This window comes from Modestobacter sp. VKM Ac-2977 (assembly GCF_026968045.1).
GTDB lineage: Bacteria > Actinomycetota > Actinomycetes > Mycobacteriales > Geodermatophilaceae > Modestobacter.
In genome coordinates, this window is the sequence record NZ_JAPVBQ010000001.1 from 836,772 (window position 1) to 862,725 (window position 25,954).

General features: G+C 73.6%; 32 protein-coding genes and 1 tRNA gene. 21 read left to right on the top strand and 12 right to left on the bottom strand.

All coding sequences use genetic code 11. The features are described from left to right. Position 1: 1 nt before the first annotated feature. Positions 2-1,762, top strand: coding sequence for an aa3-type cytochrome oxidase subunit I (gene ctaD, locus O2V63_RS04090; protein WP_269166291.1), 1,761 nt, complete (start codon positions 2-4; stop codon positions 1,760-1,762). A 137-nt stretch (positions 1,763-1,899) separates the two neighbouring features. Next, entirely contained in the window at positions 1,900-3,150 is a 1,251-nt protein-coding gene (gene serB / locus O2V63_RS04095) for a phosphoserine phosphatase SerB (protein ID WP_269166292.1), read from the top strand. Between the two features lie 112 nt (positions 3,151-3,262). Here serB and O2V63_RS04100 read toward each other — a convergent pair whose 3' ends face one another. Continuing rightward, complete coding sequence (locus O2V63_RS04100) at positions 3,263-3,823, bottom strand: isochorismatase family protein (RefSeq protein ID WP_269166293.1); 561 nt, start codon at positions 3,821-3,823, stop codon at positions 3,263-3,265. A gap of 49 nt (positions 3,824-3,872) precedes the next feature. After that, a complete protein-coding gene (locus O2V63_RS04105) occupies positions 3,873-5,168 on the bottom strand; it encodes a nicotinate phosphoribosyltransferase (protein WP_269166294.1) in 1,296 nt (431 codons plus the stop codon). A 62-nt stretch (positions 5,169-5,230) separates the two neighbouring features. On the opposite strand from O2V63_RS04105, the gene clpS reads away from it, so the two are divergent. Then, positions 5,231-5,527: an ATP-dependent Clp protease adapter ClpS gene (gene clpS, locus O2V63_RS04110; protein WP_269166295.1), complete on the top strand. Its 297-nt coding sequence runs from the start codon at positions 5,231-5,233 to the stop codon at positions 5,525-5,527. Continuing rightward, complete coding sequence (locus O2V63_RS04115; RefSeq protein WP_269161777.1) at positions 5,524-6,036, top strand: DUF2017 family protein; 513 nt, start codon at positions 5,524-5,526, stop codon at positions 6,034-6,036. Before clpS ends, O2V63_RS04115 begins: the two co-directional genes overlap by 4 nt. Here O2V63_RS04115 and O2V63_RS04120 read toward each other — a convergent pair. After that, positions 5,975-6,328, bottom strand: a complete 354-nt coding sequence (locus O2V63_RS04120) for a hypothetical protein (RefSeq protein ID WP_269166296.1) — start codon at positions 6,326-6,328, stop codon at positions 5,975-5,977. The two genes, O2V63_RS04115 and O2V63_RS04120, sit on opposite strands and share 62 nt — an antisense overlap. A gap of 122 nt (positions 6,329-6,450) precedes the next feature. Between O2V63_RS04120 and O2V63_RS04125 the strand changes: the two genes are divergently transcribed. From O2V63_RS04125 to O2V63_RS04155, 7 genes are all read left to right on the top strand, one after another. Then, entirely contained in the window at positions 6,451-6,924 is a 474-nt protein-coding gene (locus O2V63_RS04125; RefSeq protein ID WP_269166297.1) for a M67 family metallopeptidase, read from the top strand. 121 nt (positions 6,925-7,045) lie between these two features. Further along, a complete protein-coding gene (locus tag O2V63_RS04130) occupies positions 7,046-7,324 on the top strand; it encodes a MoaD/ThiS family protein (protein ID WP_036333445.1) in 279 nt (92 codons plus the stop codon). A 44-nt stretch (positions 7,325-7,368) separates the two neighbouring features. Beyond that, the gene (locus O2V63_RS04135) at positions 7,369-8,319 is read left to right on the top strand and encodes a PLP-dependent cysteine synthase family protein (RefSeq protein WP_269166298.1); all 951 of its coding nucleotides are present in this window, start codon (positions 7,369-7,371) and stop codon (positions 8,317-8,319) included. Between the two features lie 20 nt (positions 8,320-8,339). Then, the gene (locus O2V63_RS04140) at positions 8,340-8,963 is read left to right on the top strand and encodes an HAD-IA family hydrolase (protein ID WP_269166299.1); all 624 of its coding nucleotides are present in this window, start codon (positions 8,340-8,342) and stop codon (positions 8,961-8,963) included. A gap of 79 nt (positions 8,964-9,042) precedes the next feature. Next, positions 9,043-9,870, top strand: a complete 828-nt coding sequence (murI, locus tag O2V63_RS04145; RefSeq protein WP_269166300.1) for a glutamate racemase — start codon at positions 9,043-9,045, stop codon at positions 9,868-9,870. Further along, positions 9,867-10,607, top strand: a complete 741-nt coding sequence (locus tag O2V63_RS04150; RefSeq protein WP_269166301.1) for an MBL fold metallo-hydrolase — start codon at positions 9,867-9,869, stop codon at positions 10,605-10,607. The genes murI and O2V63_RS04150 overlap by 4 nt, the downstream gene beginning before the upstream one ends. A gap of 55 nt (positions 10,608-10,662) precedes the next feature. Continuing rightward, the gene (locus O2V63_RS04155; RefSeq protein WP_269166302.1) at positions 10,663-11,619 is read left to right on the top strand and encodes a DNA polymerase domain-containing protein; all 957 of its coding nucleotides are present in this window, start codon (positions 10,663-10,665) and stop codon (positions 11,617-11,619) included. A 10-nt stretch (positions 11,620-11,629) separates the two neighbouring features. On the opposite strand, the gene O2V63_RS04160 is transcribed toward O2V63_RS04155, so the two are convergent. Continuing rightward, positions 11,630-12,010, bottom strand: coding sequence for a VOC family protein (locus O2V63_RS04160; protein ID WP_269166303.1), 381 nt, complete (start codon positions 12,008-12,010; stop codon positions 11,630-11,632). A gap of 72 nt (positions 12,011-12,082) precedes the next feature. On the opposite strand from O2V63_RS04160, the gene O2V63_RS04165 reads away from it, so the two are divergent. Continuing rightward, positions 12,083-12,607: an AAA family ATPase gene (locus O2V63_RS04165; protein ID WP_269166304.1), complete on the top strand. Its 525-nt coding sequence runs from the start codon at positions 12,083-12,085 to the stop codon at positions 12,605-12,607. Between the two features lie 43 nt (positions 12,608-12,650). Here O2V63_RS04165 and gndA read toward each other — a convergent pair whose 3' ends face one another. The 3 genes from gndA to O2V63_RS04180 form a co-directional block, all read right to left on the bottom strand. Continuing rightward, the gene (gene gndA / locus O2V63_RS04170) at positions 12,651-14,090 is read right to left on the bottom strand and encodes an NADP-dependent phosphogluconate dehydrogenase (RefSeq protein WP_269166305.1); all 1,440 of its coding nucleotides are present in this window, start codon (positions 14,088-14,090) and stop codon (positions 12,651-12,653) included. A 78-nt stretch (positions 14,091-14,168) separates the two neighbouring features. Further along, the gene (bcp, locus tag O2V63_RS04175; protein ID WP_269166306.1) at positions 14,169-14,669 is read right to left on the bottom strand and encodes a thioredoxin-dependent thiol peroxidase; all 501 of its coding nucleotides are present in this window, start codon (positions 14,667-14,669) and stop codon (positions 14,169-14,171) included. Positions 14,670-14,717: 48 nt separating this feature from the next. Then, the gene (locus tag O2V63_RS04180; protein WP_269166307.1) at positions 14,718-15,122 is read right to left on the bottom strand and encodes a YjbQ family protein; all 405 of its coding nucleotides are present in this window, start codon (positions 15,120-15,122) and stop codon (positions 14,718-14,720) included. Positions 15,123-15,161: 39 nt separating this feature from the next. Here O2V63_RS04180 and rph point away from each other — a divergent pair, with 39 nt between their 5' ends. After that, complete coding sequence (gene rph / locus O2V63_RS04185; protein WP_269166308.1) at positions 15,162-15,884, top strand: ribonuclease PH; 723 nt, start codon at positions 15,162-15,164, stop codon at positions 15,882-15,884. Continuing rightward, positions 15,881-16,489 carry an RdgB/HAM1 family non-canonical purine NTP pyrophosphatase gene (gene rdgB, locus O2V63_RS04190; RefSeq protein WP_269166309.1) on the top strand — a complete coding sequence of 203 codons (609 nt, stop codon included), beginning with the start codon at positions 15,881-15,883 and terminating at the stop codon, positions 16,487-16,489. Before rph ends, rdgB begins: the two co-directional genes overlap by 4 nt. A gap of 4 nt (positions 16,490-16,493) precedes the next feature. Here the strand turns inward: rdgB and O2V63_RS04195 are convergent, their stop codons facing one another. Next, entirely contained in the window at positions 16,494-17,120 is a 627-nt protein-coding gene (locus O2V63_RS04195) for a hypothetical protein (protein WP_269166310.1), read from the bottom strand. Then, a complete protein-coding gene (locus O2V63_RS04200; protein WP_269166311.1) occupies positions 17,117-19,303 on the bottom strand; it encodes a glycosyltransferase in 2,187 nt (728 codons plus the stop codon). The genes O2V63_RS04195 and O2V63_RS04200 overlap by 4 nt, the downstream gene beginning before the upstream one ends. 92 nt (positions 19,304-19,395) lie before the next feature. On the opposite strand from O2V63_RS04200, the gene O2V63_RS04205 reads away from it, so the two are divergent. Beyond that, positions 19,396-19,644 (top strand): hypothetical protein, encoded by a 249-nt coding sequence (locus O2V63_RS04205; RefSeq protein WP_269166312.1) that lies wholly within the window; start codon positions 19,396-19,398, stop codon positions 19,642-19,644. Between the two features lie 41 nt (positions 19,645-19,685). Further along, positions 19,686-20,606: a DUF6910 family protein gene (locus O2V63_RS04210; protein WP_269166313.1), complete on the top strand. Its 921-nt coding sequence runs from the start codon at positions 19,686-19,688 to the stop codon at positions 20,604-20,606. On the opposite strand, the gene O2V63_RS04215 is transcribed toward O2V63_RS04210, so the two are convergent. Both O2V63_RS04215 and O2V63_RS04220 read right to left on the bottom strand, forming a co-directional pair. Further along, positions 20,599-21,288 (bottom strand): hypothetical protein, encoded by a 690-nt coding sequence (locus tag O2V63_RS04215; protein ID WP_269166314.1) that lies wholly within the window; start codon positions 21,286-21,288, stop codon positions 20,599-20,601. The genes O2V63_RS04210 and O2V63_RS04215 overlap by 8 nt on opposite strands. Positions 21,289-21,340: 52 nt before the next feature. Next, positions 21,341-21,421: transfer RNA gene (locus O2V63_RS04220), tRNA-Leu, on the bottom strand. Between the two features lie 63 nt (positions 21,422-21,484). On the opposite strand from O2V63_RS04220, the gene O2V63_RS04225 reads away from it, so the two are divergent. The 5 genes from O2V63_RS04225 (at position 21,485) to O2V63_RS04245 (ending at position 25,225) form a co-directional block, all read left to right on the top strand. Further along, positions 21,485-21,766 (top strand): DUF3618 domain-containing protein, encoded by a 282-nt coding sequence (locus tag O2V63_RS04225; RefSeq protein ID WP_269161799.1) that lies wholly within the window; start codon positions 21,485-21,487, stop codon positions 21,764-21,766. Positions 21,767-21,874: 108 nt separating this feature from the next. After that, positions 21,875-22,372, top strand: a complete 498-nt coding sequence (locus O2V63_RS04230) for a DUF427 domain-containing protein (RefSeq protein WP_269166315.1) — start codon at positions 21,875-21,877, stop codon at positions 22,370-22,372. A 31-nt stretch (positions 22,373-22,403) separates the two neighbouring features. Next, positions 22,404-22,697, top strand: coding sequence for a metal-sensitive transcriptional regulator (locus O2V63_RS04235; protein ID WP_036333592.1), 294 nt, complete (start codon positions 22,404-22,406; stop codon positions 22,695-22,697). A gap of 39 nt (positions 22,698-22,736) precedes the next feature. Then, complete coding sequence (locus O2V63_RS04240) at positions 22,737-22,943, top strand: heavy-metal-associated domain-containing protein (RefSeq protein WP_269161801.1); 207 nt, start codon at positions 22,737-22,739, stop codon at positions 22,941-22,943. Then, positions 22,940-25,225, top strand: coding sequence for a heavy metal translocating P-type ATPase (locus O2V63_RS04245; protein WP_269166316.1), 2,286 nt, complete (start codon positions 22,940-22,942; stop codon positions 25,223-25,225). The genes O2V63_RS04240 and O2V63_RS04245 overlap by 4 nt, the downstream gene beginning before the upstream one ends. A 34-nt stretch (positions 25,226-25,259) precedes the next feature. Here O2V63_RS04245 and O2V63_RS04250 read toward each other — a convergent pair whose 3' ends face one another. Further along, entirely contained in the window at positions 25,260-25,880 is a 621-nt protein-coding gene (locus O2V63_RS04250) for a TetR/AcrR family transcriptional regulator (RefSeq protein WP_269166317.1), read from the bottom strand. Between the last annotated feature and the right edge of the window lie 74 nt (positions 25,881-25,954).

Consider the following 25,954-nt stretch of genomic DNA (forward strand, 5'->3'; position numbering starts at 1 on the left):
CGTGACGATCGCACCCGCCCCGATCGTGAGCCGGCCGAGCCCGGCCCACGAGGCCGAGAAGGGATCGCGGCTCCTCGGTCTGCTGCGCACCACCGACCACAAGACCATCGGCCTGATGTACACGACGGTGTCGTTCATCTGGTTCTTCGTCGGTGGCTTCATGGCGCTGCTGATGCGCGGTGAGCTGGCCCGCCCGGAGCTTCAGTTCCTCTCGCCCGAGCAGTACAACCAGCTGGTCACCATGCACGGCACGGTGATGCTGCTGTTCTTCGCGACGCCGATGTTCTTCGCCTTCGCGAACCTGATCATGCCGCTGCAGCTGGGCGCGCCCGACGTCGCCTTCCCGCGACTGAACGCCTTCTCCTTCTGGCTGTTCTTCTTCGGGTCCTCGATCGCCGTCTCCGGCTTCCTGACCCCGGGTGGCGCCGCCGACTTCGGGTGGTACGCCTACGTGCCGCTGTCGACCGGGGTGCACAGCCCCGGCGCCGGTGCCGACCTGTGGATCGCGGGCCTGGCGGTCAGTGGTCTCGGCACGATCCTCGGTGGCGTCAACTTCATCGCCACGATCGTCTGCCTGCGGGCGCCGGGCCTGACGATGTTCCGGATGTCCATCTTCACCTGGGCGTCGCTGGTCACCAGCATCCTGATCCTGCTCGCCTTCCCGATCCTGACCGCCGCGCTGTTCGCGCTGCTGGCCGACCGGCACCTCGGTGCGCAGGTCTACTCGCCGGAGAACGGCGGGCCGTTGCTGTGGCAGCACCTGTTCTGGTTCTTCGGGCATCCAGAGGTCTACATCATCGCGTTGCCGTTCTTCGGCATCATCAGCGAGGTCATCCCGGTCTTCAGCCGCAAGCCGCTGTTCGGCTACAAGGGCATGGTCTTCGCGCTCATCGCGATCACCGCCCTGTCGCTGGCGGTCTGGGCGCACCACATGTTCGCCACCGGCGCGGTGCTGCTGCCGTTCTTCGCCTTCCTGACGTACCTGATCGCGGTTCCGACCGGGATCAAGTTCTTCAACTGGATCGGCACGATGTGGCGCGGCCAGATCACCTTCGAGACGCCGATGCTGTTCTCCATCGGCTTCCTCATCACCTTCCTGCTCGGTGGTCTGACCGGCGTCCTGCTGGCCAGCCCGCCGCTGGACTGGCACGTCAACGACAGCTACTTCGTCGTGGCCCACTTCCACTACGTCGTCTTCGGCACCGTGGTGTTCGCCGCCTACGCCGGTCTGTACTTCTGGTTCCCGAAGATGTGCGGCCGGATGATGGACGAGAAGATCGGCAAGCTGCACTTCTGGCTGACCTTCATCGGCTTCCACGCCACGTTCCTCATCCAGCACTGGCTGGGCAACGCGGGCATGCCGCGCCGGTACGTCGACTACCTCGCGATCGACGGCGGCGGCTCCTTCACCACGATGCACACGATCTCCACCATCGGGTCGTTCATCTTGGGTGCCTCGGTGATCCCGTTCGTCTACAACGTCGTGAAGTCGTGGAAGCACGGCCGGCTGGCGCTGCGCGACGACCCCTGGGGCCACGGCAACTCGCTGGAGTGGGCGACCTCGTCGCCTCCGCCGCGGCACAACTTCGTCGAGATCCCCCGGATCCGGTCGGAGCGCCCCGCGTTCGAGCTGCACTACCCGCACCTGCGGGACCGCCTGGAGATGGAGGCGCACGCCGGCAAGGGGCACCAGCCCTACGCCAGCGAGGCCGGTCTCACCGGCGGCGCCCGCCAGGGAGCCGACGACAAGGACCCGACCTGAGCAAGGCCCCCTGAGGGGGGACCACGTACGGGCGCCCCGTCAGCCGATCGGCTGACGGGGCGTCCGTGCGTCCGGGGCCGGGGACCGTCGGGCAGGGTGCGGTCGGGGGGCGATCACCGGTCCGGCACGATGACCGCGTGACCGACCGCGCCGCCGCCCCAGCGCCGACCGACCCGACTGCTGCACCGCCGACGTCGGACGGTGCCCTGCTGACCGTGACCGGCAGCGACCGGCCGGGGGTCACCGCGGCGCTGTTCGCCGCGCTGGCCGAGGTCGGCCCGCACCCGGTCGAGGTCCTCGACGTCGAACAGGTGGTGGTGCACGGCCAGCTGGTGCTGGGTGTCGTCGTCGGGAGCCCGGAGAGCGGGTCCGTCGGGTCCCTGGCCGACCGACTGCGCGCCACCGTCGCCGAGGTGGCGTCCCGGACCGGCGTCGCGGTGAGCGTCCAGCCAACCGCGGCCGGCAGCGCCCGGCAGGAGCGCACCGCACGCCACCACGTCATCGTGCTCGGCCGCCCCGTCCCGCCCGCTGCGGTCGCCGGCGCCGCCCGCGCCATCGCCGGGGTGGGCGGCAACATCGAGGCGATCCGCCGGCTGTCGGACTACCCGGTCACCAGCTTCGAGCTGACCGTCTCCGGTGCCGCCTCCACCGAGCTGCGGACGGCGCTGGCGACGGTCGCCGCCGAGACGGGCACCGACATCGCCGTGGAGCAGGTCGGGCTGGCCCGGCGCGGCAAGCGGCTGATCGTGCTGGACGTCGACTCGACCCTGGTGCGCGGAGAGGTGATCGACGAGCTGGCCGCCCGGGCCGGCCGGGCCGCCGAGGTCGCCCGGATCACCGCGGCGGCGATGAACGGCGAGCTCGACTTCGAGGAGTCCCTCCGCGCGCGGGTGGCGGTGCTGGCCGGGCTGCCGGTGGGGGTGCTGGACGAGGTGCGGGCCCACCTGGTGCTGACCCCGGGTGCCCGGACCCTGATCCGCACGTTGCAGCGATTGGGCTTCCGCTGCGGGATCGTCAGCGGCGGGTTCACCCAGATCACCGATCCGCTCGCCGCCGAGCTCGGCCTGGACTTCGCCGCCGCGAACACCCTCGAGGTGGCCGACGGCCGGCTCACCGGTGGGCTCGTCGGCGAGGTCGTCGACCGGGCGGGCAAGGCCCGGGCGCTGGCCCGCTTCGCTGCGCAGCACGGCGTCCCGCTGGACCAGACGGTCGCGGTGGGCGACGGCGCCAACGACCTCGACATGCTGAACGCGGCCGGGCTGGGCATCGCCTTCAACGCCAAGCCGTTCGTGCGCGACCAGGCGCACGCCGCGTTGAACCAGCCCTACCTCGACGCCGTCCTGCAGGTCCTCGGGTTCACCCGCGACGAGGTGCTGGACGCCAGCTGAACGCGAGTCAGCACTGGGGACTGGCGACGACGGGAGGCCGGAGGCCTCCCCGAGGAGGCAGCTCAGCGGCTCCACGCGAGTCGGGCACGGCTGCTGACCGCGGTGTCGTCCGTCAGGACGACGATGTGCTGAGCTCCACGCCGGCGGTGCGGAGCTGCTCCAGGGCGGCCTCGGTGGTGGCCGGTGAGACTCCGGCGGTGAGCTCCAGCAACACCCGGGTGGCGAACCCGGCGCCGAGCCCGTCCAGCGCGGTGGCCCGGACGCAGTGGTCGGTGGCGATGCCGACGACGTCGATCGCGTCGACCCCGTGGTCCCGCAGCCAGTCGGCCAGGGACTGCCCGTCGAACGAGCCTTCGAAGCCGGAGTAGGCGGCTTCGTACTCGCCCTTGTCGAAGACCGCCTCGATCGGCCGCCGGTCCAGGTCCGAGTGCAGCTCGACCCCGGACGTCCCGACGACGCAGTGCGCCGGCCAGGTCTCCAGGTAGTCCGGCTGCTCGGCGAAGTGGCCGCCTGGGTCGACGTGGTGGTCCCGGGTGGCGACGACGTGCGCGTAGTCGGTCGCGGCGGCGTGCGCGCTGATCGCCCGCGCGACGGCGGTGCCGCCGTCGACGGCGAGACTGCCGCCCTCGCAGAAGTCGTTCTGCACGTCCACGATCACCAGGGCCCGGGTCATGACCCCATCCTGCCCCGGCGGCGAGCCGCTGGCGGGGCGGGACCCTCGGCTATCCGGTGACGGTGTCGATCGCCGGCTCGCCCCGGGACAGCGACCACGCCCCGGTCGGCAGGGCGGCGCGTGCCCGGACGTGCTGGTCCTGCGCGGCGGACAGGGCCTCGGCCGGGGACCGGGGGTCGACGAGCTCGCCGCCGCGGACCAGTGGCCGGACCAGCTCGCGGTCGTGCTCCCGGGGGGCGACCGGTGCCGCGCTGACCACCTCTGCGGTCGCCGTCCCGTCGGCGTCGTGCCGGCGGACGGCGTGCTTGCGCCCGCCCACCGAGCGCTTGCCCACGGAGTTCTTGGCCACCGGCACCCCGTCCCGGGCCACGAGCTTGTAGACCATCCCGACGGTGGGGGAGCCGGAGCCGGTCACCAGTGAGGTGCCCACCCCGTAGCCGTCGACCGGGGCGGCCGCCAGCGCGGCGATCGCGTACTCGTCGAGGTCGCTGGTGACGATGACCCGGGTGTCCGTCGCGCCCAGGGAGTCCAGCAGCTCGCGGGCGCGGGTCGCCTCGATGGCGAGGTCACCGGAGTCCAGGCGGACGGCGCCGAGCTCCGGGCCGGCCACCTCGACCGCCGTCCGGATGCCCTGCTCGGTGTCGTAGGTGTCGACCAGCAGCGTCGTCCCGACGCCCAGGGTGTCCAGCTGCGCGCGGAACGCCGCCGCCTCGTCGTCGTGCAGCAGGGTGAACGCGTGGGCGCTGGTGCCGGTCGTGGGGATGCCGTAGCGGGCGCCGGCGGCCAGGTTCGACGTCGCGGAGAAGCCGACCAGGGCCGCGGCCCGGGCCGCGGCGACGGCGGCCTGCTCGTGGGTGCGCCGGGAGCCCATCTCGATGCACGGGCGCCCGCAGGCGGCGCCGACCATCCGGGCACCGGCGGCGGCGATGGCGCTGTCGTGGTTGAGCATCGACAGGACCAGCGTCTCCAGCAGCACGGCCTGGCCGAACGGGGCCCGCACGGTCAGCACCGGCGAGCCGGGGAAGTAGAGGTCGCCCTCGGCGTAGCCGTCGACGTCCCCGGTGAACCGGAAGCCGGCCAGGTGCTCCAGCAGTCGTGGGTCGTCCACGCCCTGCTGCCGGAGCGCGTCGAGCTCGGCGTCCCCGAAGCGGAAGTCGGCCAGCGCCTCCAGGAACCGGCCGGTGCCGGCGAGCACCCCGTACCGCCGGCCGTGCGGCAGCCGGCGGGCGAAGACCTCGAAGACGCAGTCCCGGTCGGCGGTGCCGTCGGCCAGTGCGGCGGCCAGCATCGTCAGCTCGTAGCGGTCGGTGAGCATCGCGGGGCTGAGCGACGGGCTCTGCGGCATGGAGCAGCACGATAGGTGCCCACCGACTGCGTCGCGGGAGGCGGTCGTCCTAGAGTGCTCACGTGGCCGGACCGATCGCGCCCGAACGGGTGTCGGAGACGTCGACGGGGGAGGAGTCCGCCCTCGACCGCCCCTGGGTCACCGTCGTCTGGGACGACCCGGTCAACCTGATGACCTACGTGACGTTCGTGCTCCAGGAGCTGTTCGGGTACGACGAGGCGACGGCGACCGAGCTCATGCTGCAGGTGCACAACGAGGGCAAGGCCATCGTCAGCTCCGGCCCGCGGGAGCGGATGGAGCACGACACCAACCGGCTGCACGCCTACGGGCTGTGGGCCACGTACCAGCGGGACGCATGAAGCCGTTCCGCCGCAAGGGCGACGAGCTGGTGGCTCGGCTGGTCGACGCCGAGGCCGACATCGTGGGCCTGTTGCTGGACCAGCTGGAGCAGCTGCTGGCCGCCGACCCGGCCGACTCCGGTGGAGACCCGGTGCTGGAGCGCCTGCTGCCCAGCGGTCACGCCAGCGACCCGCAGCTGGCCGCCGAGTACCGCGACCTCACCGAGGCCGGGCTGCGCAGCGGCAAGGCCGACGACCTGGCGATGGTCCGGGCGACCGTGCCGCCCGACGGCGGCGAGGTGCGGCTGGACGCCGAGCAGGCGCGTGCCTGGCTGCGCACCACCAACGACCTCCGGTTGGCGATGGGCACCCGGCTGGGCATCACCGCGGAGACCGAGCCCCCGGAGATCGACGCCGCAGGAGAGGGGGCCGACGACGAGAACTCGCAGCTGGCCGTCTACTACTGGCTCACCGCCGTGCAGGGGTCGTTGATCGACGCCTTGGCCGCGGGTCGAGGCGACCGACGGTGAGCAGCACCAGGATGGCGACGAGCAGGTCGGCGACGAAGAACACGTAGACCAGGCTGTGCACCGTCACGTCCTGCACGAGCGCCCCGATGCAGGACAGCAGGGTGATGCCGGACAGGCCGGCCAGCAGCACCAGCCCGATGAGCCGGCCGAGCACCACCAGCACCAGTTCGACCCGGTCGGTCCGCTCGTCCGTGGCGCGGCCACTGCGGTGCAGCAGCCGGGCCGATCCGATGGCCAGGGCCGGCAGCGCGACCAGGACGACGCCGACCACCATGAGAACCTCGATCACCACGGTCGGCGACGTTATCGGTCGGACACGTCTGCGACGCAATCCGTTCCTCCGCCGGTCACCCGTTCCGGCGGCCGTCCGGGGCGGGGAGGACGCCGGCCGGCGGCGCTGCCTAGACTGGTGGTGTGCTGCGCATCGACCGCGCGACCTACGACGCCATCGTGGCCCACGCCCGGGAAGACCACCCGGACGAGGCCTGTGGCGTCGTCGCCGGTCCCGAGGGCAGTGACCGGCCCGAGCGCTTCATCCCGATGCTCAACGCGGCCCGCTCGCCGACGTTCTACCAATTCGACAGCGCCGACCTGCTGAAGCTGTACCGCGACATGGACGACCGGGACGAGGTGCCCGTGGTCATCTACCACTCGCACACCGCCACCGAGGCCCGCCCTTCGCGCACCGACGTCAAACTCGCCTCCGAGCCCGAGGCGCACTACGTGCTGGTCTCCACCCGCGAGCACGGCGCCCGCACCGGCCTGGCCGGCGACGAGGTCGAGTTCCGCAGCTTCCGGATCGTCGACGGCGAGGTGCGCGAGGAGGACGTCGAGGTCGTCGAGTCCTACCTGTTCGGCCACTCGCCGACCACCGTCGTCTACGACTGAGCCGCAGCTCACCCCGCGGCCGGCGGAATCGCCGGCCGCGCACCGGCGTTCCCCCGAGCAGTCGTTCCCGCGCGCCCTGCGCGCGACCCCCCGTCACCCCGCGAGAAGGAGTTCCCACGCCATGGCCATCGAGGTCCGCATCCCGACCATCCTGCGCACCCACACCGGCGGCAACAAGACCGTCCAGGGCAACGGCGACACGCTCGGCGCGCTGGTCGACGACATCGACAGCCAGCACCCCGGCATCAAGGGCCGTCTGGTCACCGACGAGGGCAAGCTGCACCGCTTCGTGAACGTCTACGTCAACGACGAGGACGTGCGCTTCACCGGTGCGCTCGACACCTCGGTCAAGGACGGCGACTCGGTCACGATCCTCCCCGCCGTCGCCGGCGGCTGCTGACCCGGAGCCTCCCCGCCCGGTACCGCAACTCCAGGAGACCCGCCATGGCCCGCTTCGCCTCCCTCGTCGACTCGCTCGGCAACACCCCGCTGGTGGGGCTGCCGGCGCTGTCGCCCACCCCCGACGTCCGGCTGTGGGCCAAGCTCGAGGACCACAACCCCACCGGTTCGATCAAGGACCGGGCCGCCATCGCCATGATCGAGGCGGCGGAGAAGGAGGGCCGGCTGCAGCCGGGCGCCACGATCCTGGAGCCCACCAGCGGCAACACCGGCATCTCCTTGGCCATGGTCGCCCGGCAGCGCGGCTACCAGCTGATCTGCGTGATGCCGGAGAACACCTCGATCGAGCGGCGTCAGCTGCTGGAGATGTACGGCGCCCGGATCATCAGCTCGCCGGCCGCCGGGGGCAGCAACCAGGCCGTCGCCGTCGCCAAGGGGCTGGCCGCCGAGCACGACGACTGGGTGATGCTCTACCAGTACGGCAACCCGGCCAACGCCGAGGCGCACTACACCGGCACGGGTCCGGAGATCCTGGCCGACATGCCCTCCATCACGCACTTCGTGGCGGGGCTGGGCACCACCGGCACGCTGATGGGCGTCTCCCGGTACCTGCGGGAGAAGAAGCCCGACGTCCAGGTGATCGCCGCCGAGCCGCGCTACGGCGAGCTGGTCTACGGGTTGCGCAACATCGACGAGGGGTTCATCCCCGAGCTCTACGACGCCGACCTGCTGGACTCGCGGTTCTCCGTCGGGCCGGACGACGCGATCCACCGCACCCGGCAGCTCGTCGAGCGCGAGGGCATCTTCGCCGGCATCTCGACCGGGGCGATCCTGCACGCGGCGCTCGGGGTCGCCGACAAGGAGGTCGCGGCCGGCCGCAAGGCCGACATCGTCTTCATCGTCTGCGACGGCGGGTGGAAGTACCTGTCGACCGGTGCCTACGCCGGCACGCTCGAGGAGGCCAGCGCCGCGCTGGAGGGCCAGTTGTGGGCCTAGTCCTGCCGGCGGTGGGGCTGTTGTTCGACAACGACGGGGTGCTGGTCGACTCCGAGCCCAGCGTGGTCCGGTCCTGGTCGCGCTGGGCGGTCGACTCCGGGTTCGACCCGGCCGAGGTGCTGGCCGCGGTGCCCGGCCGCCGGGCGGCCGACACGGTGGCGGTCTTCGTCAAGCCCGAGGACGTCGAGCGGTCGACCGCCCTGATCACCCGCTACGAGCTGGAGGACGTCGCCGGCACGCTCGCCGTCCCCGGCGTCCTGGACCTCATCGCGCAACTCGGCGACGTCCCCTGGGCGGTGGTCACCTCCGGCGTCCGTGAGCTGGCCACCGCGCGGCTGCGGGGCGCCGGTGTCCCGGTGCCCGAGGTGGTGGTGACCGCCGAGGACGTCGTCACCGGCAAGCCCCACCCCGAGCCGTACCTGACCGGCGCGACCCGGCTCGGCGTCCTCCCGGGCGAGGTGATCGTGCTCGAGGACAGCCCGAGCGGGGTCAGCGCCGGGCTCGCGGCCGGCGCCACCGTGCTGGGCATCGGTCACACGGCGCTGGCCAGCGACGCGCCCGCCGTCGTCCGGGACCTGACCGGTGCCCGCTGGACCGGGGACGGGCTGCTGCTCCCGGACGCGGCGCTGCTGCGTCGTCCCTGACCGACAGTCGGGGTCGTGACCGCCGTCTCGGCCCAGCCGCCGAGAGATGTCCGACCGGGCCGTTAGCCTGGCTGCCGACATGAGCACTGCGACATCGGGAGCCGACGCGCCCATCGGGATCTTCGACTCCGGGGTCGGTGGGCTCACCGTGGCCCGCGCCGTCCTCGACCAGCTGCCGCACGAGGCGATCCGCTATCTCGGCGACACCGCGCACAGCCCGTACGGCCCCCGGCCGATCGCCGAGGTCCGCCGGCACTCGCTCGCGGCCATGGACCAGCTGGTCGCCGACGGGGTCAAGATGCTCGTCATCGCCTGCAACTCCGCCAGCGCCGCCTGCCTGGGCGACGCCCGGGAGCGCTACGACGTCCCGGTGGTGGAGGTGGTGCTCCCCGCGGTCCGCCGGGCGACCGCCGCGACCAGGAACGGGCGGGTCGGCGTCATCGCCACCCAGGCCACCGTCCGGAGCGGCGCGTACGAGGACGCGTTCGCCGCCGCCCCCCAGCTGAGCGTCACCAGCGCCGCCTGCCCCAGCTTCGTCGACTTCGTCGAGCGCGGGATCACCAGTGGCCGGCAGCTCGTCGGGCTGGCGCAGTCCTACCTCGACCCCCTGCTGGGGGCCGGGGTCGACACCGTCGTGCTCGGCTGCACGCACTATCCGTTGCTGACCGGCGTGCTGTCGCTGGTGCTGGGCGAGGAGGTCACGCTGGTGTCCAGTGCGGAGGAGACGGCCAAGGACGTGTACCGGGTGCTCACCCGGACCGACCTGCTGCGCGACCCCGAGGGCCCGCCGCCGGTGCACCGGTTCCTCGCCACCGGCGACCCCGAGCCCTTCGCCCGGCTCGGCCGGCGGTTCCTGGGCCCCGAGGTCGACGCCGTCCTGCGTGCGGGTGCGGAGGCCGGGGAGTGAGGCTGACCGTCGTCGGCTGCTCCGGCAGCGCACCGGGCCCGTCCTCACCCGCCTCGTGCTACCTGGTGGAGCACGAGGAGTTCGCGCTGCTGCTGGACCTGGGCAACGGGTCCTTCGGCGCCCTGCAGGGGCTCATCGACCCCGGTCGGGTCGACGCCGTCTACCTCAGCCACCTGCACGCCGACCACTGCCTGGACGCGGCGCCCTTCATCGTGTGGCACCGCTACTCGGGCCGCTCCGACGGTCGTGCCGTGCCGCTGTACGCACCGGTCGGCGCCGACCGCCGGCTCGCGGCCGCCTACGACACCGACGGCGGGCCGATCGACGACGTCTTCGACGTCACCCCGGTCGGCCCCGGCAGCTGGTCGATCGGGCCGTTCCAGGTGCGGACGGTGCGGACGGCCCACCCGGTCGAGTGCTACGCCGTGCGGTTGACCGCCGGTGGCCGGTCGCTGGTCTACACCGGTGACACCGGCCCGTCGGACGCCGTCGTCGAGCTGGCCCGGGGGGCGGACGTGCTGCTGGCCGAGGCCGCCTACCCCGACGTCCCCGACCTCCCCCCGGGGCTGCACCTGACCGGTCGGCAGGCGGGGGAGCACGCCGCTGCGGCCGGGGTCGGCCGGCTGCTCGTCACGCACGTGCCCGCCTGGGTGGACGCCGAGGCGCAGCTGGCCGATGCGCGATCGGTCTTCCCGGCCGCCGAGCTCGCCCGGCACGCCGCCGTCCACGACATCTGAGGACGGGCCGGCCTGACCGGTTGCCCCACGGGGCGGCGACCGGCACGGTGACCGGGTGGCCACCAGCGAAGAACGGGACGGCGTCCGGCTGAGCAGCCTGGACTCCCCGCTGGGCGACGGGCTCGAGGTGACCAAGCGCGACCTGGTCGACCACCTCGACGCCTTCGCCGACCGGCTCGTCCCGCTGCTCGCCGGGCGGCCACTGACCATCACGCGGGTGCGGCCCGGAGCGGCTCCGTTCATCCAGCGCGACGTGCCCAAGGGCGCGCCGGAGTGGGTGCGGACGGTGGCCACCTGGTCCGACCGGGCCCACCGCGAGGTGCACCAGGTGCTGGTCGAGGACCGCCGCACCCTGCTGTGGCTGGCCAACCAGCGCGCCGTGGAGTACCACGTGCCGTTCAGCCGGGTGGGGGAGGAGCAGCCGACCGGGCTGGTGCTCGACCTCGACCCGCCCGACGGTGCGCCGTTCGACGTGGTCGTGCGCACGGCCCGGCTGTGCCGCCGCGCGCTCGCCGAGGCCGGCCTGACGGCGGCGGTGAAGACGAGCGGGTCGACGGGGGTGCACGTCGTCGTCCCGGTGCACGGCTCACCGGCCGAGGACGTCGCCGCCGCCACCCGCGCCCTGGCGGCCCGGGCCGAGCGCCTCGACCCCGAGCTGGCGACCACCGCCTACGTGGTGGCCGAGCGGGCTGGCCGGGTGTTCGTCGACTCGACCCGCTCGGGCCGGGGCACGGTGGCGGCGGCCTACAGCCCGCGGGTGCGGCCCGGCCTGCCGGTCTCGACACCGGTGGGCTGGGACGAGCTGGACGACGTCCGGCCGGGGGACGTCACCGTGCGCACCGCGCAGGAGCGGATCGGGGACGGCGACCCGTGGGCGGCGGCGTTGCCCGGGCCGCAGCAGCTCCCCGCCGACCTCGTCGCCGAGGGTCACACCATCCCGGTCGCCCGGGTGGCCGCGATGCACGAGGGCAAGCGCCGCGCACGTGCGAAGGCGGCCGAGAGCGGGTCGTGACCGGACGGCCTCAGCCGGCCGGGTGGCTCAGGTCGACGATGCAGAAGACGTTGCCATCGGGGTCGGCGAGGACGACGAAGTCCGGGTCGTCCGGGTAGCCGTCCCAGTCGACCCGCTGGGCGCCCAGGCCGCCGAGACGCTCGACCTCGGCCGCCTGCTCAGCCCGGTCGGCGACGTGCAGGTCCAGGTGCAGGCGGGGACGGGAGGGCGGCGGTGTGGTGCTGGTGTGCAGCGCCAGCCGGGCGCCCGGCGCACCGGTTGGCGGCGCCAGGACGTTCGTACAGCCACCGAAGCCGCCGTCGACGAACTCGTAGCCCAGGGCAGCGCGCCAGAACTCGACGGCGCGCTGGACGTCGGTGACGCCGAGGACGACCTGCCCGACGGTGACCATGCAGTGATCGTGGCACGCCGGGCCGGCGCTCGTGGCCGTCGCGGTGGGGGCCGGTCTCCTACGGTGGCGGCCGTGATCGTCTGGCTGCACGGTGCGTTCGGCGCGGGGAAGACGGCTGCCGCGGCCGAGCTGCGACGCCGCCGGCCGGAACTGGTCGAGTACGACCCCGAGATGGTCGGGTACCTGCTGCGGCGCGCGCTGCCGCTCCCGACCGGTGACTTCCAGGACCTGCCCGAGTGGCGGGAGCTCGTCGTCGCAGCGGGTGCGGTGCTGGACGGGGCCGGTCGCCGTCTCGTCGTGGCGCCGATGAGCCTGCTCTCCGAGCAGTACGCCGACGAGGTGTTCACCGGGCTCGCTTCCCGCGGCGTCGAGGTGCGGCACGTCGTGCTCGACGTCGCCGCCGACGAGCTGTCCCGCCGCATCCGCACCGACGAGGCCGAGCCGGGCGCCGTGTCGTGGCGGCTCGAGCACGCTCGTGCGTACGCGGATGCCCGGCCGTGGCTGGTCGCAGCGGCCGATCTCGTCGTGGACACCACGACGATGACGGTCGAGCAGGTGGCCGACGAGGTGGCGCGCGTGCTGCCGCCCGCCGGCTGACCGCCGGGCCCGCGGTGGGGGCCCGGCGGTCACGCGATCGCGGTCAGGAGGTCTGCACCTCGCGGCCGTCCTCGCCCCACATGGTGTGGAAGGAGCCCTCGCGGTCGGTCCGCCGGTAGGTGTGGGCGCCGAAGAGGTCGCGCAGGCCCTGGATCAGTGCGGCGGGCAGCCGCTCGGCGCGCAGCCCGTCGTAGTAGGCCAGTGCGCTGGCGAAGCCGGGCACCGGCACCCCGTGCCGGGCCGCCCCCGCCACGACCTGCCGCCAGCTCTCCTGGCCCTCGCTGACCGCGCCGCGGAAGTAGTCGTTGGTCAGCAGCGTGGTGACGTCGGGCTCGTCGGTGAAGACCTGGCTGATCCGGTCCAGGAAGCGCGCCCGGATGATGCAGCCGCCGCGCCAGATCTTGGCCAGTGCGGCCCGGTCGATGTCCCAGCCGTGCTGGTCGGCGCCCTGGGTGATCTGGTCGAACCCCTGGGCGTAGGCCACCACCTTCGAGGCGTACAGCGCCTGGCGCACCGACTCGATGAAGGCGTCCTTGTCGGCGACCTGCTCGTCCCACTCGCGGTCGGGCCCCGGCAGCACCCGCTGCGCGGCCTGCCGCTGCTCGCGGTGCCCGGACAGCGCACGGGCGAAGACCGCCTCCGCGATGCCGCTGACCGGCACCCCCAGGTCCAGCGCCGACTGCACGGTCCAGCGACCGGTGCCCTTCTGCTCGGCCTCGTCCAGCACGATGTCGACGAACGGCCCACCGGTCTCGGCGTCGGTGTGCCGCAGCACCTGCGCGGTGATCTCGATCAGGTAGCTCTCGAGGTCGCCCTCGTTCCAGCTGGCGAAGACGTCACCGATCTCGGCCGGCGTCAGCTCCAGCCCCTGGCGCAGCAGGTCGTAGGCCTCGGCGATGAGCTGCATGTCGGCGTACTCGATGCCGTTGTGCACCATCTTCACGAAGTGACCGGCGCCGCTGGCCCCGATGTGGGTGCAGCACGGCTCCCCGTCGACGACGGCGGCGATCGACTCCAGCAGCGGGCCGACCAGCGCGTAGGCCTCCTTCGAGCCGCCGGGCATGATGCTCGGCCCGTTGAGCGCGCCCTCCTCACCGCCGCTGATCCCGGTGCCCATGAAGTGCAGACCCCGGGCGGTGAGCGCCTCGGTGCGGCGGATCGTGTCGGTGAACAGGGCGTTGCCGCCGTCCATAAGCACGTCGCCCTCGTCCAGCAGCGGGGCGATCTCCTCGATGACGCCGTCGGTGGCCGCGCCCGCCTGCACCATGACGATGATCTTGCGCGGGCGCTGCAGGGCGCCGACGAACTCCGCCATCGACCCGGTCGGCACGAAGTCACCCTCGCTGCCGTGCTGCTCGACGAGGGCGTCGGTGCGTCCCCTGCTGCGGTTGTGCAGCACCACCTGGTGGCCGTGCCGGGCGAGGTTGCGGGCGAGGTTGGCGCCCATGACCGCGAGCCCGGTGACGCCGATCTGATCACTCATGCCACGACCCTGCCCGAGCCGGGCCCGGCTGACCAGCGCCGTCCCAGCCCCTGGACAGCACCGGGTCCGAACGGTGGGTCAGTCGATGCCGAGGTCCCGCATCAGCTTCGCCACGTGCCCGGTGGCCTTCACGTTGTAGGCGGCCTTCTCGATCCGGCCGTCCGCGTCGACGACGAAGGTCGACCGGATGACCCCGACGACCTCCTTGCCGTACAGCTTCTTCGGGCCGTAGGCGCCGTAGGCCGTCAGCACCTGCTTCTCCGGGTCGGAGACCAGCGTGATCGACAGCTCCTCCTGCTCCCGGAACCGGCTCAGCTTCTCCGGGACGTCGGGGGAGACGCCGATGATGTCGAGCCCGGCCTCGGCCAGGTCCCCGGCCGCGGCGGTGAAGTCGACGGCCTGGGTGGTGCAGCCCGGGGTGAGCGCGGCCGGGTAGCAGTACACGATGACCCGCCGACCCCGGAAGGACGACAGCGAGACGGGTGTGCCGTCGGCGTCCGGGAGGGTGAACTCCGGCGCCGGGTCACCGGGCGCGAGGCGGACGGGGGCGGTGTCGATGCCGCGGTCGGTCTCGGTCATGGGTGGATCGTGCCGCAACCGACCGACGGTTCCCAACCCGGCCGCCGCTCAGCCGGGCAGGAAGCTGAACCGCACGTGTCGCGAGGGGTTGTCGACGTTGGTGTCGACGAAGCAGATGCGCTGCCAGGTGCCCAGGGTCAGCCGCCCCTCGAGCACCGGCACGGTGGCGTGCGGCGGGACGAACGCCGGCAGCACGTGGTCGCGGCCGTGCCCGGGGGCGCCGTGCCGGTGTCGCCAGCGGTCGTCGCGGGGGAGCAGCTCGTCGAGCTGGGCGATCAGGTCGTCGTCACTGCCGGCGCCGGTCTCGATGATCGCGATCCCCGCGGTGGCGTGCGGCACGAAGACCTGCAGCAGGCCGTCGCCCTCGCCGCGGACGAACTCGGCGCACTCGTCGGTGAGGTCGACGACGGAGGGCACGCCCCCGGTCCGGACGGATCGCAGCTCGGAACGCATGGGGGAGAGGGTGACACGGCGGCACTACCCTCGGACCACGTGACCCGCCCCGACGGCCGCGCGGCCGACCAGCTCCGTCCGGTGACCATCACCCGCAACTGGCTCGACCACGCCGAGGGCTCGGTGCTCGTCGAGTTCGGGCGCACCCGTGTGCTCTGCGCGGCCAGCGTCACCGAGGGCGTGCCCCGCTGGCGCCGCGGCTCGGGGCTGGGCTGGGTCACCGCCGAGTACTCGATGCTCCCGCGGGCCACCCACACCCGCAGCGACCGTGAGTCGGTCAAGGGCAAGGTCGGTGGCCGCACCCACGAGATCAGCCGGCTCATCGGCCGCTCCCTGCGGGCCAGCATCGACCTGGCCGCGCTGGGGGAGAACAGCATCGCGCTGGACTGCGACGTCCTGCAGGCCGACGGCGGCACCCGCACCGCGGCGATCACCGGGGCCTACGTGGCCCTCGCCGACGCGGTGAGCTGGCTCGGTGAGCGCGGCAACCTGGCCAGCGCCACCCCGCTGCCGAACTCGGTGGCCGCGGTCAGCGTCGGCGTCATCGACGGCGAGCCGCGGCTCGACCTCGCCTACGAGGAGGACGTCACCGCCGGCACCGACATGAACGTCGTGTGCACCGGCACCGGCGGCTTCGTCGAGGTGCAGGGGACGGCGGAGGGCGCCGTCTTCGACCGGGCCACCCTCGACGAGCTGCTCGACCTGGCCGTCGCCGGCTGCGCGGAGCTGACCCTGGCCCAGCAGGTGGCGTTGTCGGCGTGACCCGGCTGCTGCTCGCCACCCGCAACGCCGGCAAGCTCGCCGAGCTGCAGCGGCTGCTGGCCACCGCCGTCCCCGGGGTCGAGGTGCTCGGCCTGCGCGACGTGCCGGAGTACCCCGAGGCGCCGGAGACCGGGGCGACGTTCGGGGAGAACGCGCTGCTCAAGGCGCGCGAGGCGGTCCGGTACACCGGGCTGCCCGCGGTCGCCGACGACTCCGGGCTGACCGTCGACGCGCTCAACGGCATGCCGGGGATCCTGTCCGCCCGCTGGTCCGGCCGGCACGGGGACGACCCGGCCAACACCGCCCTGCTCCTCGGGCAGCTCGCCGACGTGCCCGACGAGCGGCGCGGCGCGGCGTTCGTCTGCGCGGCCGCGCTGGTCACGCCCGACGGCGGCGAGCACGTGCTGGAGCGGCGCTGGCGGGGCACGGTGGTCCGGGAGCCGCGGGGCAGCAACGGTTTCGGCTACGACCCGGTGTTCGTGCCGGCGGGCCTGACGGTCACGTCGGCGGAGCTGGAGCCGGCGGAGAAGGACGCCATCAGCCACCGGGGGCAGGCGTTCGCCGCGCTGCTGCCGGTCATCGGCGAGCTGCTCGGCGGCCGCTGACCGGTCAGCGGCGCTGCATCCAGTCGATGAACCACAGCGAGAACGCCGCCAGCAGCGGGTGGAACGCCAGCACCAGGAACGCCGCGAGCACCCGGTCGGAGCGCCAGTAGTTGCGCAGCCGCACGCCTCGGCTCCAGGCGCGGCTGCGGTCGACGCTCAGCGCCCGCTGGGCGACCGCGGCCTCCTCCTCCGCGGTGAGCGGGCGGGAGTGTGCCGCCTGCCAGGCCTCGACCCGGGCCCAGCCGGGTGCGACCCCGCACCCCAGGGCCAGCAGGGCTGCGCCGCCGAGCAGTGGCAGCAGGGCGTCCGGTTCCAGCACGACCAGGCCGGCGGCCGCCGCTCCGGCGGCGAAGCCGGCGACGGTGACCGCACCCAGGCAGAAGACCAGCCCGAACGCGACCATCAGGATCAGGTAGCCGGGCAGCAGCACGTCGTGCAGGGACCGTTCGGTGGCGAGCAGGACGACGGTCTCGACCGCGAGCACGAGCGCGCAGGTCAGCAGGACCCGGCGCATGGGCACCCGGGGCGGCCCGGCCGCGGTGGCCAGCCGCATCCGCGACTCGGCGTGGCTCTCCGCCTCGGCGGGTGGGGCATCCGGGCGCAGGACGGCCAGCGGGTCGGCGGCGGTCATGCCCGGTCCTCCGGAGAGGTGCCCGGTGCGGGGGATGGCGCGGGGACGGCGTGCGGGGCCATCAGCCGGACGACGTCCCGTGCGACCGGCGTCGTCGCCGTGGCCTGGGCGGGCGCCGGGCGCACCGTGGCCGGGCCGTCGTCCATGCTCGGCACGTCCTCGACCTGGACGTGGCTGGACAGCCCGTGGTCCGTCTTCTCCCAGTAGAACGGGTTGACCACGAGCTGCCACAGCGCCTTGTACGAGGCGACCGAGTGCAGCAGCCAGTAGAGCGGGGAGAGCAGCGCGAACGGCACCAGGCCGTACGTGCGCCGCTTGAAGCCGGCCAGCAGCGACAGGTAGATGATCACGCCGTTGCCGAGCAGCAGGTTGGCCAGGCTGACCTGCACCAGCCACCCGGGCAGCGCGGGGGTGAGGGCTCCGGGCCACAGCAGCTCGACCGCGAGCATCGCGTAGAGCCACGGAGCGGCCAGGAACATCAGCGGGGTGCCACCGATGAGCAGCGCGAAGCCTGCCGTCTGCCGTGGGCCGACGCTGCGCAGCAGCCGCCACGGGTGTCGGGTGTGCACCAGGACGGTCTGCATGTAGCCCTTGATCCAGCGGCTGCGCTGCCGGATCCAGTTGCCGACGGCCATGTTGGCCTCCTCGTACGTCGTCGAGTTGACGACGGCGACGCGGTGGCCGCGGGCGGAGGCGCGGATGCCGAGGTCGGCGTCCTCGGTGACGTTGTAGGGGTCCCAGCCACCGAGGTCGCGCAGCATGTCGGTGCGGAAGTGGTTGCTCGTGCCGCCCAGCGGGATGGGCAGCCGCAGCTTGTCCAGCCCGGCCAGGGTGTAGTCGAACCAGGAGGAGTACTCCAGGGTGAACATGCGGGTGAGCAGGTTCTCCCGGGCGTTGAAGTAGTTCAGCGCCGCCTGCACGCAGACCAGGTCGTCCCCGCCCTTGCGGAAGGCGATGAGCGACTTCTTCAGCTGGTCGGCGTCGGGGCGGTCCTCGGCGTCGTAGATGACCACGTACTCGCCGCGGGCGAAGGCCAGCCCGACGTTGCAGGCGCGCGGCTTGGTCTTGGGCAGCGAGTGCGGGACGACGACGATGCGGACGATGTCCGGCGGGGCGGCGGCCAGTGCGGCGGCGAGCGTCTCCGGGTCGTCCTCCTCCAGCAGGAGCAGGATCTCCAGCTTCTCCCGGGGCCAGTCCAGGTCGGCCAGGTTGCGCATCAGCAGCCCGACGATCCCGGCCTCCTTGTAGACCGGGACGAGGATCGTGTAGACGGGCAGCTCGGCGTCCGCCAGCGCGGCGACCTCGGCGGCGGTGACCTGCTCGACGGTCTCCCAGGCGGTGCCGACCGTGCTGATCAGGGCCTTGGCGCCGACGGCGAGGGCGACGGCGACGTTCACCGTGGCGACCAGCACCAGCATGGTCAGCGACGGGTCGAGCACCAGGCCGGTCACGGTGGCGACGAGCAGGGCGATGGCGCCGGCGACCTGCGGCCAGACGAACACCGTGGACGCCGACTCGTCGGGCCGGCGTTCGGCCAGCGCACTGACCGCGTCGTGCACCAGTTCGTCCCGCCACACGGTGCGCAGTGCCCGCTGCACGTCCCAGTCGGTGGTGACGACCTGGCGCACCCGCGGGATGCCGGTGCGCTGCACGACCACCTCGGCGATGTGCGCCGACGGGCGGCCGGCGGTGGCGACGACGACCTGGGGGAGGCCGTCGCCGTCCTCCTCGACCCGCAGCGGCACCCAGGTCTCCCGGGCCAGCATCGCGGCGGGGAAGCGGCGGGCCAGTTCCTCGTCGACGTCCACCGGGTCGACGAACGCCAGGTCGGCGCCCCAGACCGCGGCCAGTCCGACGTAGAGCTCGCGCCGGGTCACCCAGCCCCTGGCCAGGACGACCGAGCCCAGTGGTGCGCCGACCCGTTCGTGCTGCGCCAGGGCCTCGGCGAGCTGGGCCTCGGTGAGCACGCCCTGCTCGACCAGGACGGTGCCGAGCCGCTCGGGCGCGGCGTGCCGGCCACCGGCACGGCGCGATGCCGGGCCGGGCGTGGCGCCACGGGGCGCGGAGACCGTCACCCCGGGGTGGTCGGCACCCGCGCCGTCCAGCTGTGCTCGACCGGGGGAGGGGTCACCCGGCCGGGTGAGCCGGCGACCCGGCGCCCCGTGGCCCGCTTCGGCGGACATCCGGCCGGCTACGTGGGGCACGGTGGCGGGACGTCGTTACGGTCGGGTCCCAGCGGCCGCGCCGGGCGACCGGAGGAGTGGGGGAGGGCCCGATGGCGGACCTGGAGGCGCTGCGCCGGTTCGGGCTGGTGCTGGAGATGGCCGAGGCGGCCGGGGACGGCGACTGGCGGGCCTGGACGAGGGTGCTGGGCGGCCTGGACGAGGACACCCGCGCGGACGTCGTCCGGCAGTCGTCGCTGGTGATCGCCATGCTGTGCGAGCGGGAGGCCGAGCGTCGGGGCATCACCCGGGACCAGTTCCTGGCCCAGTTCCGCGCCGAGGCGATGGACTCCCTCGGCTGATCGCAGGCGTGCCGAGCCGTTCGGGCGGGCAGGGCAGAGGGATGCGGATCACCGTGGACGACGTCCGGACGCTGAGCTTCGACGACGGGACGCCGGTGACGGCCGCGTCCGCGATCGCACCGCTGGGCGAGGGCTGGCTGGTCGCCCCGGACGACGCGACGATCGCTGCCTGGGTGCGGCCGGGCGGGGTGACACCGGTGCGCGTGCTGCCGCCGGTGGAGGGGCTCGACCACTTCAGCGAGCCGGCGGGCACCAAGCACCTCAAGCCCGACCTGGAGGTGGCCTGCCCGGCCGAGGTGGACGGGGAGCCGGCCGTCCTGCTGCTGGGGTCGGGGTCGACGCCCCGGCGCATGCGCGGGGTGCTCGTGCGGTTGGCGGACGGCGAACCCGTCGTGCAGGCCGGCGAGCTCGGCCCGCTGTACGCCACGGTCGGGCGGCTGCTGGAGGTGCCGGCGGAGCAGCTGAACCTGGAGGGAGCCAGCCGGCACGGGGACACCGTCCGCTGGTTCCACCGGGGCAACCTCGCCGCCGGGGCGGGGCCGGCCAGCGTCGACGTGCCGCTGGCCGACCTGGTCGCCGCCGTGCTGGGCCGGGCCGGTGTCGATGCGGTGCCGGTGTCGGCGCCCCGGTCCTACGACCTCGGCCGGGTGGCCGGTGTGGGGCTGGCGGTCACCGACGCGATCGCGCTGCCCGACGGGCGGACCCTGCTCTCCGCGGCCGCCGAGGACACCCCCAACGCGGTCGACGACGGGCCGGTCGTCGCAGCGGCCCTCGCGCTGGTCGACGGCGAGACGGTGCTCGACATCGCGGCGGTGCCCGAGGTCGACGGCCGGGTGCACAAGGTCGAGGGGCTGGCGCTCCGCGAGGTCGAGGACGCCCGGGCGCACGTGCTGGCCGTGGTGGACGACGACGTCCCGGGTGCGCCGTCGGTGCAGCTGGAACTGCGGGTCGAGTTCAGCTGAGCCCGGGCGCGGCCGGGTCGGCTCCCTCCGCGCGGCGTCCCTCCAGGAAGTAGGCGCCCAGCGCCCCGGCCAGGGTCGCGAAGACGGCGACGGAGTAGACGGCCAGGGCGACCTCCAGGAAGCGGGCGAGTCCGTGGTCGGTGTCCAGCAACGCGCCGGTGATGGTGGCCATGGCCGCGTCGTGCAGCGCGGGGCCGTAGGCGTCGTAGGCCCCCACCACGTAGAGCAGCTGACTGCTGGCGAGGACGACGACGCCGGTCACCGCGGCGAGCCAGCCGATCCGGTTGGTGAGCAGCCGGCCGGCCGACCGGGACCCGCGGATGGCGGCGGACAGCACGCCGCCGACGCGGGCGGTCCGCAGCAGGGTGAGGGCGCGGGCGAAGCGGAGGAACGGCAGCGCCAGGAAGATCAGCTGCCACCAGTTGCGCAGCCAGAAGCGGCGCTGGCTGGGCGCCCGGACCGCCCGGAAGACGAACTCGCTGACGAACACCGCCCAGCAGATCCAGCCGAGGACGCTCAGCGTCGTCACCAGCCAGGGTTCCCGGGCCAGGGCCTGCCCCAGGACGATCAGCACGAACACCAGGCCGAGCACGCCCATCGGCCGGTCGAGCTTCGTGGCCAGGCCCTCGGTCTCGACCGAGGGGTCGGCGGTGGGTCGGTGGGTCGTGCCCTCGTCGCGCATGGGGAGAGGCCTACCCGCTGGCTCCCGGAGGCCGCACGTCGGTGTCCGCCCGTGCGGGAGGCGGGACTCGAACCCGCACGCCCGAAGGCACCAGATCCTAAGTCTGGCGTGGCTGCCGTTACACCACTCCCGCGTTGGGGGGAGTGTAGGAGCCTCCCGCTCGGCCGCGGTCGGACCGATCTGGCAGGCTGTCGCCGTGCCGAGGACCCCCGAGCAGATCCAGCAGGAGATCGACGCCGCCCGCGAGTCCCTGGGGGCGACCCTGGACGAACTGGCGTTCCGCACGAACCCGCAGCGCCTGGCCGACCAGGGCAAGGCAAAGGTGCAGGAGTTCCTGCAGAGCCCGCCCGGGATCGCGATCGTCAGCGTGGTCGGCCTGACCATCACCTTCGTCGTGACCCGGAAGGTCGTCCGCCGCGTCCGGGGCACCGACCGCCGCCGGGTCGAGCCCGTGGTCACCTACCGCCGGGTGCGCTGACCCGGGACGTCGGCGCCCAGTGTCGAGCTGGGCACGCCTGACACCCGGGCGAGACGTGCACAGCTCGTCACCCGGCGAGCGCGGGAGAGCCGGCGGACACTCGGCGGCGTGTACCCACCGCCGCGTGACCCCGTCGGACCCGGCCAGGAGTCGGTCTGGAGCTACCCGCGCCCGCCGTCGGCCGAGGTGACCGGACGACGCCTCGAGCTCACCCTCGGCGGGCAGGTGATCGCCCGCAGCGACCGGGCCGTGCGGGTCTGCGAGACCAGTCACCCGCCGGTCTTCTACGTGCCCCGGGACGACGTGGCGGCCGGCGTCCTGGAGCGGTGCGCCGGCTCGTCGTGGTGCGAGTTCAAGGGCATGGCCACCTACTGGGACGCCGTCGTCGACGGGGTGCGCCACCCGTCGATCGCCTGGTCCTACGAGCAGCCCACGGCCGGCTACGAGCAGCTGCGCGGTGCGCTCGCCTTCTACCCCAGCCGGCTCGACGTCGCGACCGTCGACGGGGAGCCGGTACGGGCCCAGGCCGGTGACTTCTACGGCGGCTGGATCACCGACGAGGTGGTCGGCCCGTTCAAGGGCGAACCCGGCACGCGCGGGTGGTGAACCCCTACCCCCCAGGGGTATGCTCGCCGGCATGACGGGCTACGCCGGCGACAAGGACCAGGTGCTCGCGCGCCTCAAGCGGGTCGAGGGCCAGGTCCGCGGCATCGCGCGGATGGTGGAGGACGACACGTACTGCATCGACGTCCTCACCCAGGTCTCCGCGGCCACCAAGGCCCTGCAGGCGGTCGCGCTCGGCCTGCTCGACGACCACCTCGGCCACTGCGTCCGCGACGCGGTGGCCAGCAGCGCCGACGACGACGGTGCCGCCGCCGACGCGAAGATCGCCGAGGCCTCGGCCGCCATCGCCCGGCTCGTCCGTTCCTGATCCCGCTCCCTGACCCCCGCTCCCGAGGAGAGAACCACCGTGCAGACCCTGGACTTCACCGTCACCGGCATGACCTGCCAGCACTGCGTCGCCTCCGTCACCGAGGAGGTCACCGAGCTCTCCGGCGTGCAGGAGGTCGACGTCGACCTGGCCACCGGCCGGCTGCGCGTCGTCGGCGACGTCACCACCGACCAGGTGCAGGCCGCCGTGTCCGAGGCCGGCGACTACACCGCCCAGCCGGCATGAGCGCCGGGCCCCAGGCGGAGCCGTCTGCAGCCGGGGGCCCGGCCGGCTCGAACCCGGTTGCCGAGGACGAGGTCCGCCTCGACATCACCGGCATGACCTGCGCGAGCTGCGCGAACCGGATCGAGCGCAAGCTCAACAAGCTCGACGGCGTGCAGGCCAGCGTCAACTACGCCACCGAGGCCGCGACCGTCCGGTTCGACCCGGCCCTGATCGACCCCGACCAGCTGGTGGCCACGGTCGTCGCCGCCGGCTACTCCGCCGCACTCCCGGCTCCGCCGGTCACCGAGGACGACGCCGGGGCCCCGGACGAGGTGGCCCGGACGCCGGAGGCGGCGCTGCGGCAGCGGCTGCTGGTCAGTGCCGCGCTCACGCTGCCGGTGCTGGTGCTCTCCATGGTCCCGGCGCTGCAGTTCGACAACTGGCAGTGGCTGGCGCTCACCCTGGCCAGCCCGGTCGCGGTCTGGGGTGCCTGGCCGTTCCACCGCGCTGCGGTGGTCAACGCCCGGCACGGGGCCAGCACCATGGACACCCTGGTCTCGATCGGGATCAGCGCCGCCTACCTCTGGTCGCTGTGGGCGCTGTTCCTCGGTGACGCGGGGATGCCCGGCATGCGGATGGAGTTCACGCTCCTCCCCGAACGGGGCGCCGGCACGCACGAGATCTACCTGGAGGTGGCGGCGGCGGTCACCGTCTTCCTGCTGGCCGGCCGCTGGGCCGAGGCGCGGGCCAAGCGCCGCTCCGGTGCCGCACTGACTGCGCTGCTCGAGCTGGGGGCCAAGGACGCCGCCGTGCTGCGGGACGGGCGTGAGGTGCGGGTGCCGATCGGCCAGCTCGTCGTCGGCGACCGGTTCGTCGTCCGGCCAGGGGAGAAGGTCGCCACCGACGGCGTCGTCGTCAGCGGCAGCTCCGCGGTCGACCTGTCGATGCTGACCGGGGAGAGCGTGCCGGTCGAGGTCGCCGAGGGCGACCGGGTCACCGGTGCGACGGTCAACGTCGGCGGCCGGCTGGTCGTCGAGGCGACCCGGGTGGGCACCGACACGACGCTGGCCCAGCTCGGCCGGCTGGTCACCCAGGCGCAGAGCGGCAAGGCGCCGGTGCAGCGGCTGGCCGACCGGGTCTCGGCGGTCTTCGTCCCCGTCGTCCTGGTCATCGCGGTCGCCACCCTGGTCACCTGGCTGGTCGTCACCGGTGACGTCACGGCGGCCTTCACCGCCGCGGTCGCCGTGCTCGTCATCGCCTGCCCGTGCGCCCTGGGCCTGGCCACGCCCACCGCCCTGCTGGTCGGTACCGGCCGTGGCGCTCAGCTCGGCGTGCTGATCAAGGGCCCGGAGGTGCTGGAGAGCACCCGCCGCGTGGACACCGTGCTGCTGGACAAGACCGGCACCGTCACCACCGGGCAGATGAGCCTGGTGGAGGTGGCCGGGCACCCGGAGACGCTGCGGCTCGCGGCCGCGGTGGAGGCCGGCTCCGAGCACCCCATCGCCCGGGCCATCGTCGCCGCCGCCGGTGAGCTCCCCGACGTCGAGGGCTTCACCAGTCAGCAGGGGATCGGCGTGCAGGGGCGGGTGGACGGCCGGGACGTCGTCGTCGGGCGGGCGTCGGCGATGCCCGGCCCGGTGCCGGCCGAGCTGGCCGCAGTGGTCGAGCGGGCCGAGCAGGCCGGGCAGACGGCCGTGCTGGTCGCCGTGGACGGCGCGGTCGCCGGGGTCTGCGTCGTCGCCGACACCGTCAAGCCCACCAGCGCGGCCGCGATCGCGCGGCTGCGGGAGCTGGGGCTCGCGCCGGTGCTGCTGACCGGTGACAACGCCGGTGCCGCCGCGGCGGTGGCCCGCTCGGTCGGGCTGGACCCCGACCGCGGTGAGGTCGTCGCCGGGGTGCTGCCCGCGGGCAAGGTCGACGTCGTCCGGGAGCTGCAGGCACAGGGTCGGGTGGTCGCCATGGTCGGGGACGGCGTGAACGACGCGCCCGCGCTGGCCCAGGCAGACCTCGGGCTGGCGATGGGCTCGGGCACCGACGTCGCGATCGAGGCCAGCGACCTGACCCTGGTGCGGGCCGACCTGGATGCCGCGGTCGACGCCGTCCGGCTGTCCCGGCGGACCCTCGCGGTGATCAAGGGCAACCTGTTCTGGGCGTTCGCCTACAACGTCGCGCTGGTGCCGCTGGCCGCCCTGGGGTTCCTCAACCCGCTGCTGGCCGGGTTGGCGATGGCGGCGTCCTCGGTGCTGGTGGTCACCAACAGCCTGCGGTTGCGGGCCTTCCGGTCCAGCGCGCCGGCGGCCTGAGGCCGCCGGCGCCGGCGCGGGTCAGGAGGCCGGCTCAGGCGGCGCGGCGGGCGGTGACCAACGGCAGGACGACGTCGGTCAGCACCTCGTCGGCGAACGCGGGGGAGACGGGCTGCCCGCCGAAGAGCCAGCGCTGCAGGATCGGCGAGCTCGCCGTCGAGGCGACCGCGGTGCCCAGTGCCGCCGGAGACACCTCGCCGCGGGCCTCGGCCCGCTCCCACACCTGGCGGAACGCCGAGCTCCAGACCTCCATCGGGCCGCTGTGGAAGGCCTCGCGCAGCTCCGGCTCGTGCGGCAGCGCCGACAGCAGCGACAGCGTGGCCGCCCCCAGGGGACCGTTGACCGCATCGACCAGCCAGTGCAGCAGGAGCCGGAGGTCGCCCTCGAGCGAACCGGTGTCGGGCGGCTCGATCGACGTCTGGCTCAGGTCGGCGACGGCGTCGGCGACCAGCTCGGACTTGGTCCGCCAGCGGCGGTAGATCGTGGCCTTGCCGACGCCGGCGGCCGAGGCGACGGCGTCCATCGTCAGGGCCGCGTAGCCGGACTCGGCCAGCACCTGCAGGATCGCTTGCCGGATGGCCCCGTCGCGGGAGGGATCACGCGGCCGCCCGCCGCGACCGGGGCGGGCAGCATCGGCGGGAGTCAGGGGAGGCACACTCGGGACCCTAGCCGAGTTGATCTTCGATGGCGTGTGACTTCCCCCGTGCTGGGGACGAGCAGGATCCGGCC

What these genes read in the sequence shown, in the direction of transcription:
- O2V63_RS04100 (WP_269166293.1), bottom strand. Translation starts at nt 3,823, where the DNA reads ATGACCCGGGCCCTGGTGATCGTGGACGTGCAGAACGACTTCTGCGAG.
- O2V63_RS04105 (WP_269166294.1), bottom strand. Translation starts at nt 5,168, where the DNA reads ATGCCGCAGAGCCCGTCGCTCAGCCCCGCGATGCTCACCGACCGCTAC.
- O2V63_RS04115 (WP_269161777.1), top strand. Translation starts at nt 5,524, where the DNA reads ATGAAGCCGTTCCGCCGCAAGGGCGACGAGCTGGTGGCTCGGCTGGTC.
- O2V63_RS04130 (WP_036333445.1), top strand. Translation starts at nt 7,046, where the DNA reads ATGGCCATCGAGGTCCGCATCCCGACCATCCTGCGCACCCACACCGGC.
- O2V63_RS04135 (WP_269166298.1), top strand. Translation starts at nt 7,369, where the DNA reads ATGGCCCGCTTCGCCTCCCTCGTCGACTCGCTCGGCAACACCCCGCTG.
- murI (WP_269166300.1), top strand. Translation starts at nt 9,043, where the DNA reads ATGAGCACTGCGACATCGGGAGCCGACGCGCCCATCGGGATCTTCGAC.
- O2V63_RS04160 (WP_269166303.1), bottom strand. Translation starts at nt 12,010, where the DNA reads ATGGTCACCGTCGGGCAGGTCGTCCTCGGCGTCACCGACGTCCAGCGC.
- gndA (WP_269166305.1), bottom strand. Translation starts at nt 14,090, where the DNA reads ATGAGTGATCAGATCGGCGTCACCGGGCTCGCGGTCATGGGCGCCAAC.
- bcp (WP_269166306.1), bottom strand. Translation starts at nt 14,669, where the DNA reads ATGACCGAGACCGACCGCGGCATCGACACCGCCCCCGTCCGCCTCGCG.
- O2V63_RS04180 (WP_269166307.1), bottom strand. Translation starts at nt 15,122, where the DNA reads ATGCGTTCCGAGCTGCGATCCGTCCGGACCGGGGGCGTGCCCTCCGTC.
- O2V63_RS04195 (WP_269166310.1), bottom strand. Translation starts at nt 17,120, where the DNA reads ATGACCGCCGCCGACCCGCTGGCCGTCCTGCGCCCGGATGCCCCACCC.
- O2V63_RS04200 (WP_269166311.1), bottom strand. Translation starts at nt 19,303, where the DNA reads ATGTCCGCCGAAGCGGGCCACGGGGCGCCGGGTCGCCGGCTCACCCGG.
- O2V63_RS04205 (WP_269166312.1), top strand. Translation starts at nt 19,396, where the DNA reads ATGGCGGACCTGGAGGCGCTGCGCCGGTTCGGGCTGGTGCTGGAGATG.
- O2V63_RS04210 (WP_269166313.1), top strand. Translation starts at nt 19,686, where the DNA reads ATGCGGATCACCGTGGACGACGTCCGGACGCTGAGCTTCGACGACGGG.
- O2V63_RS04215 (WP_269166314.1), bottom strand. Translation starts at nt 21,288, where the DNA reads ATGCGCGACGAGGGCACGACCCACCGACCCACCGCCGACCCCTCGGTC.
- O2V63_RS04235 (WP_036333592.1), top strand. Translation starts at nt 22,404, where the DNA reads ATGACGGGCTACGCCGGCGACAAGGACCAGGTGCTCGCGCGCCTCAAG.
- O2V63_RS04245 (WP_269166316.1), top strand. Translation starts at nt 22,940, where the DNA reads ATGAGCGCCGGGCCCCAGGCGGAGCCGTCTGCAGCCGGGGGCCCGGCC.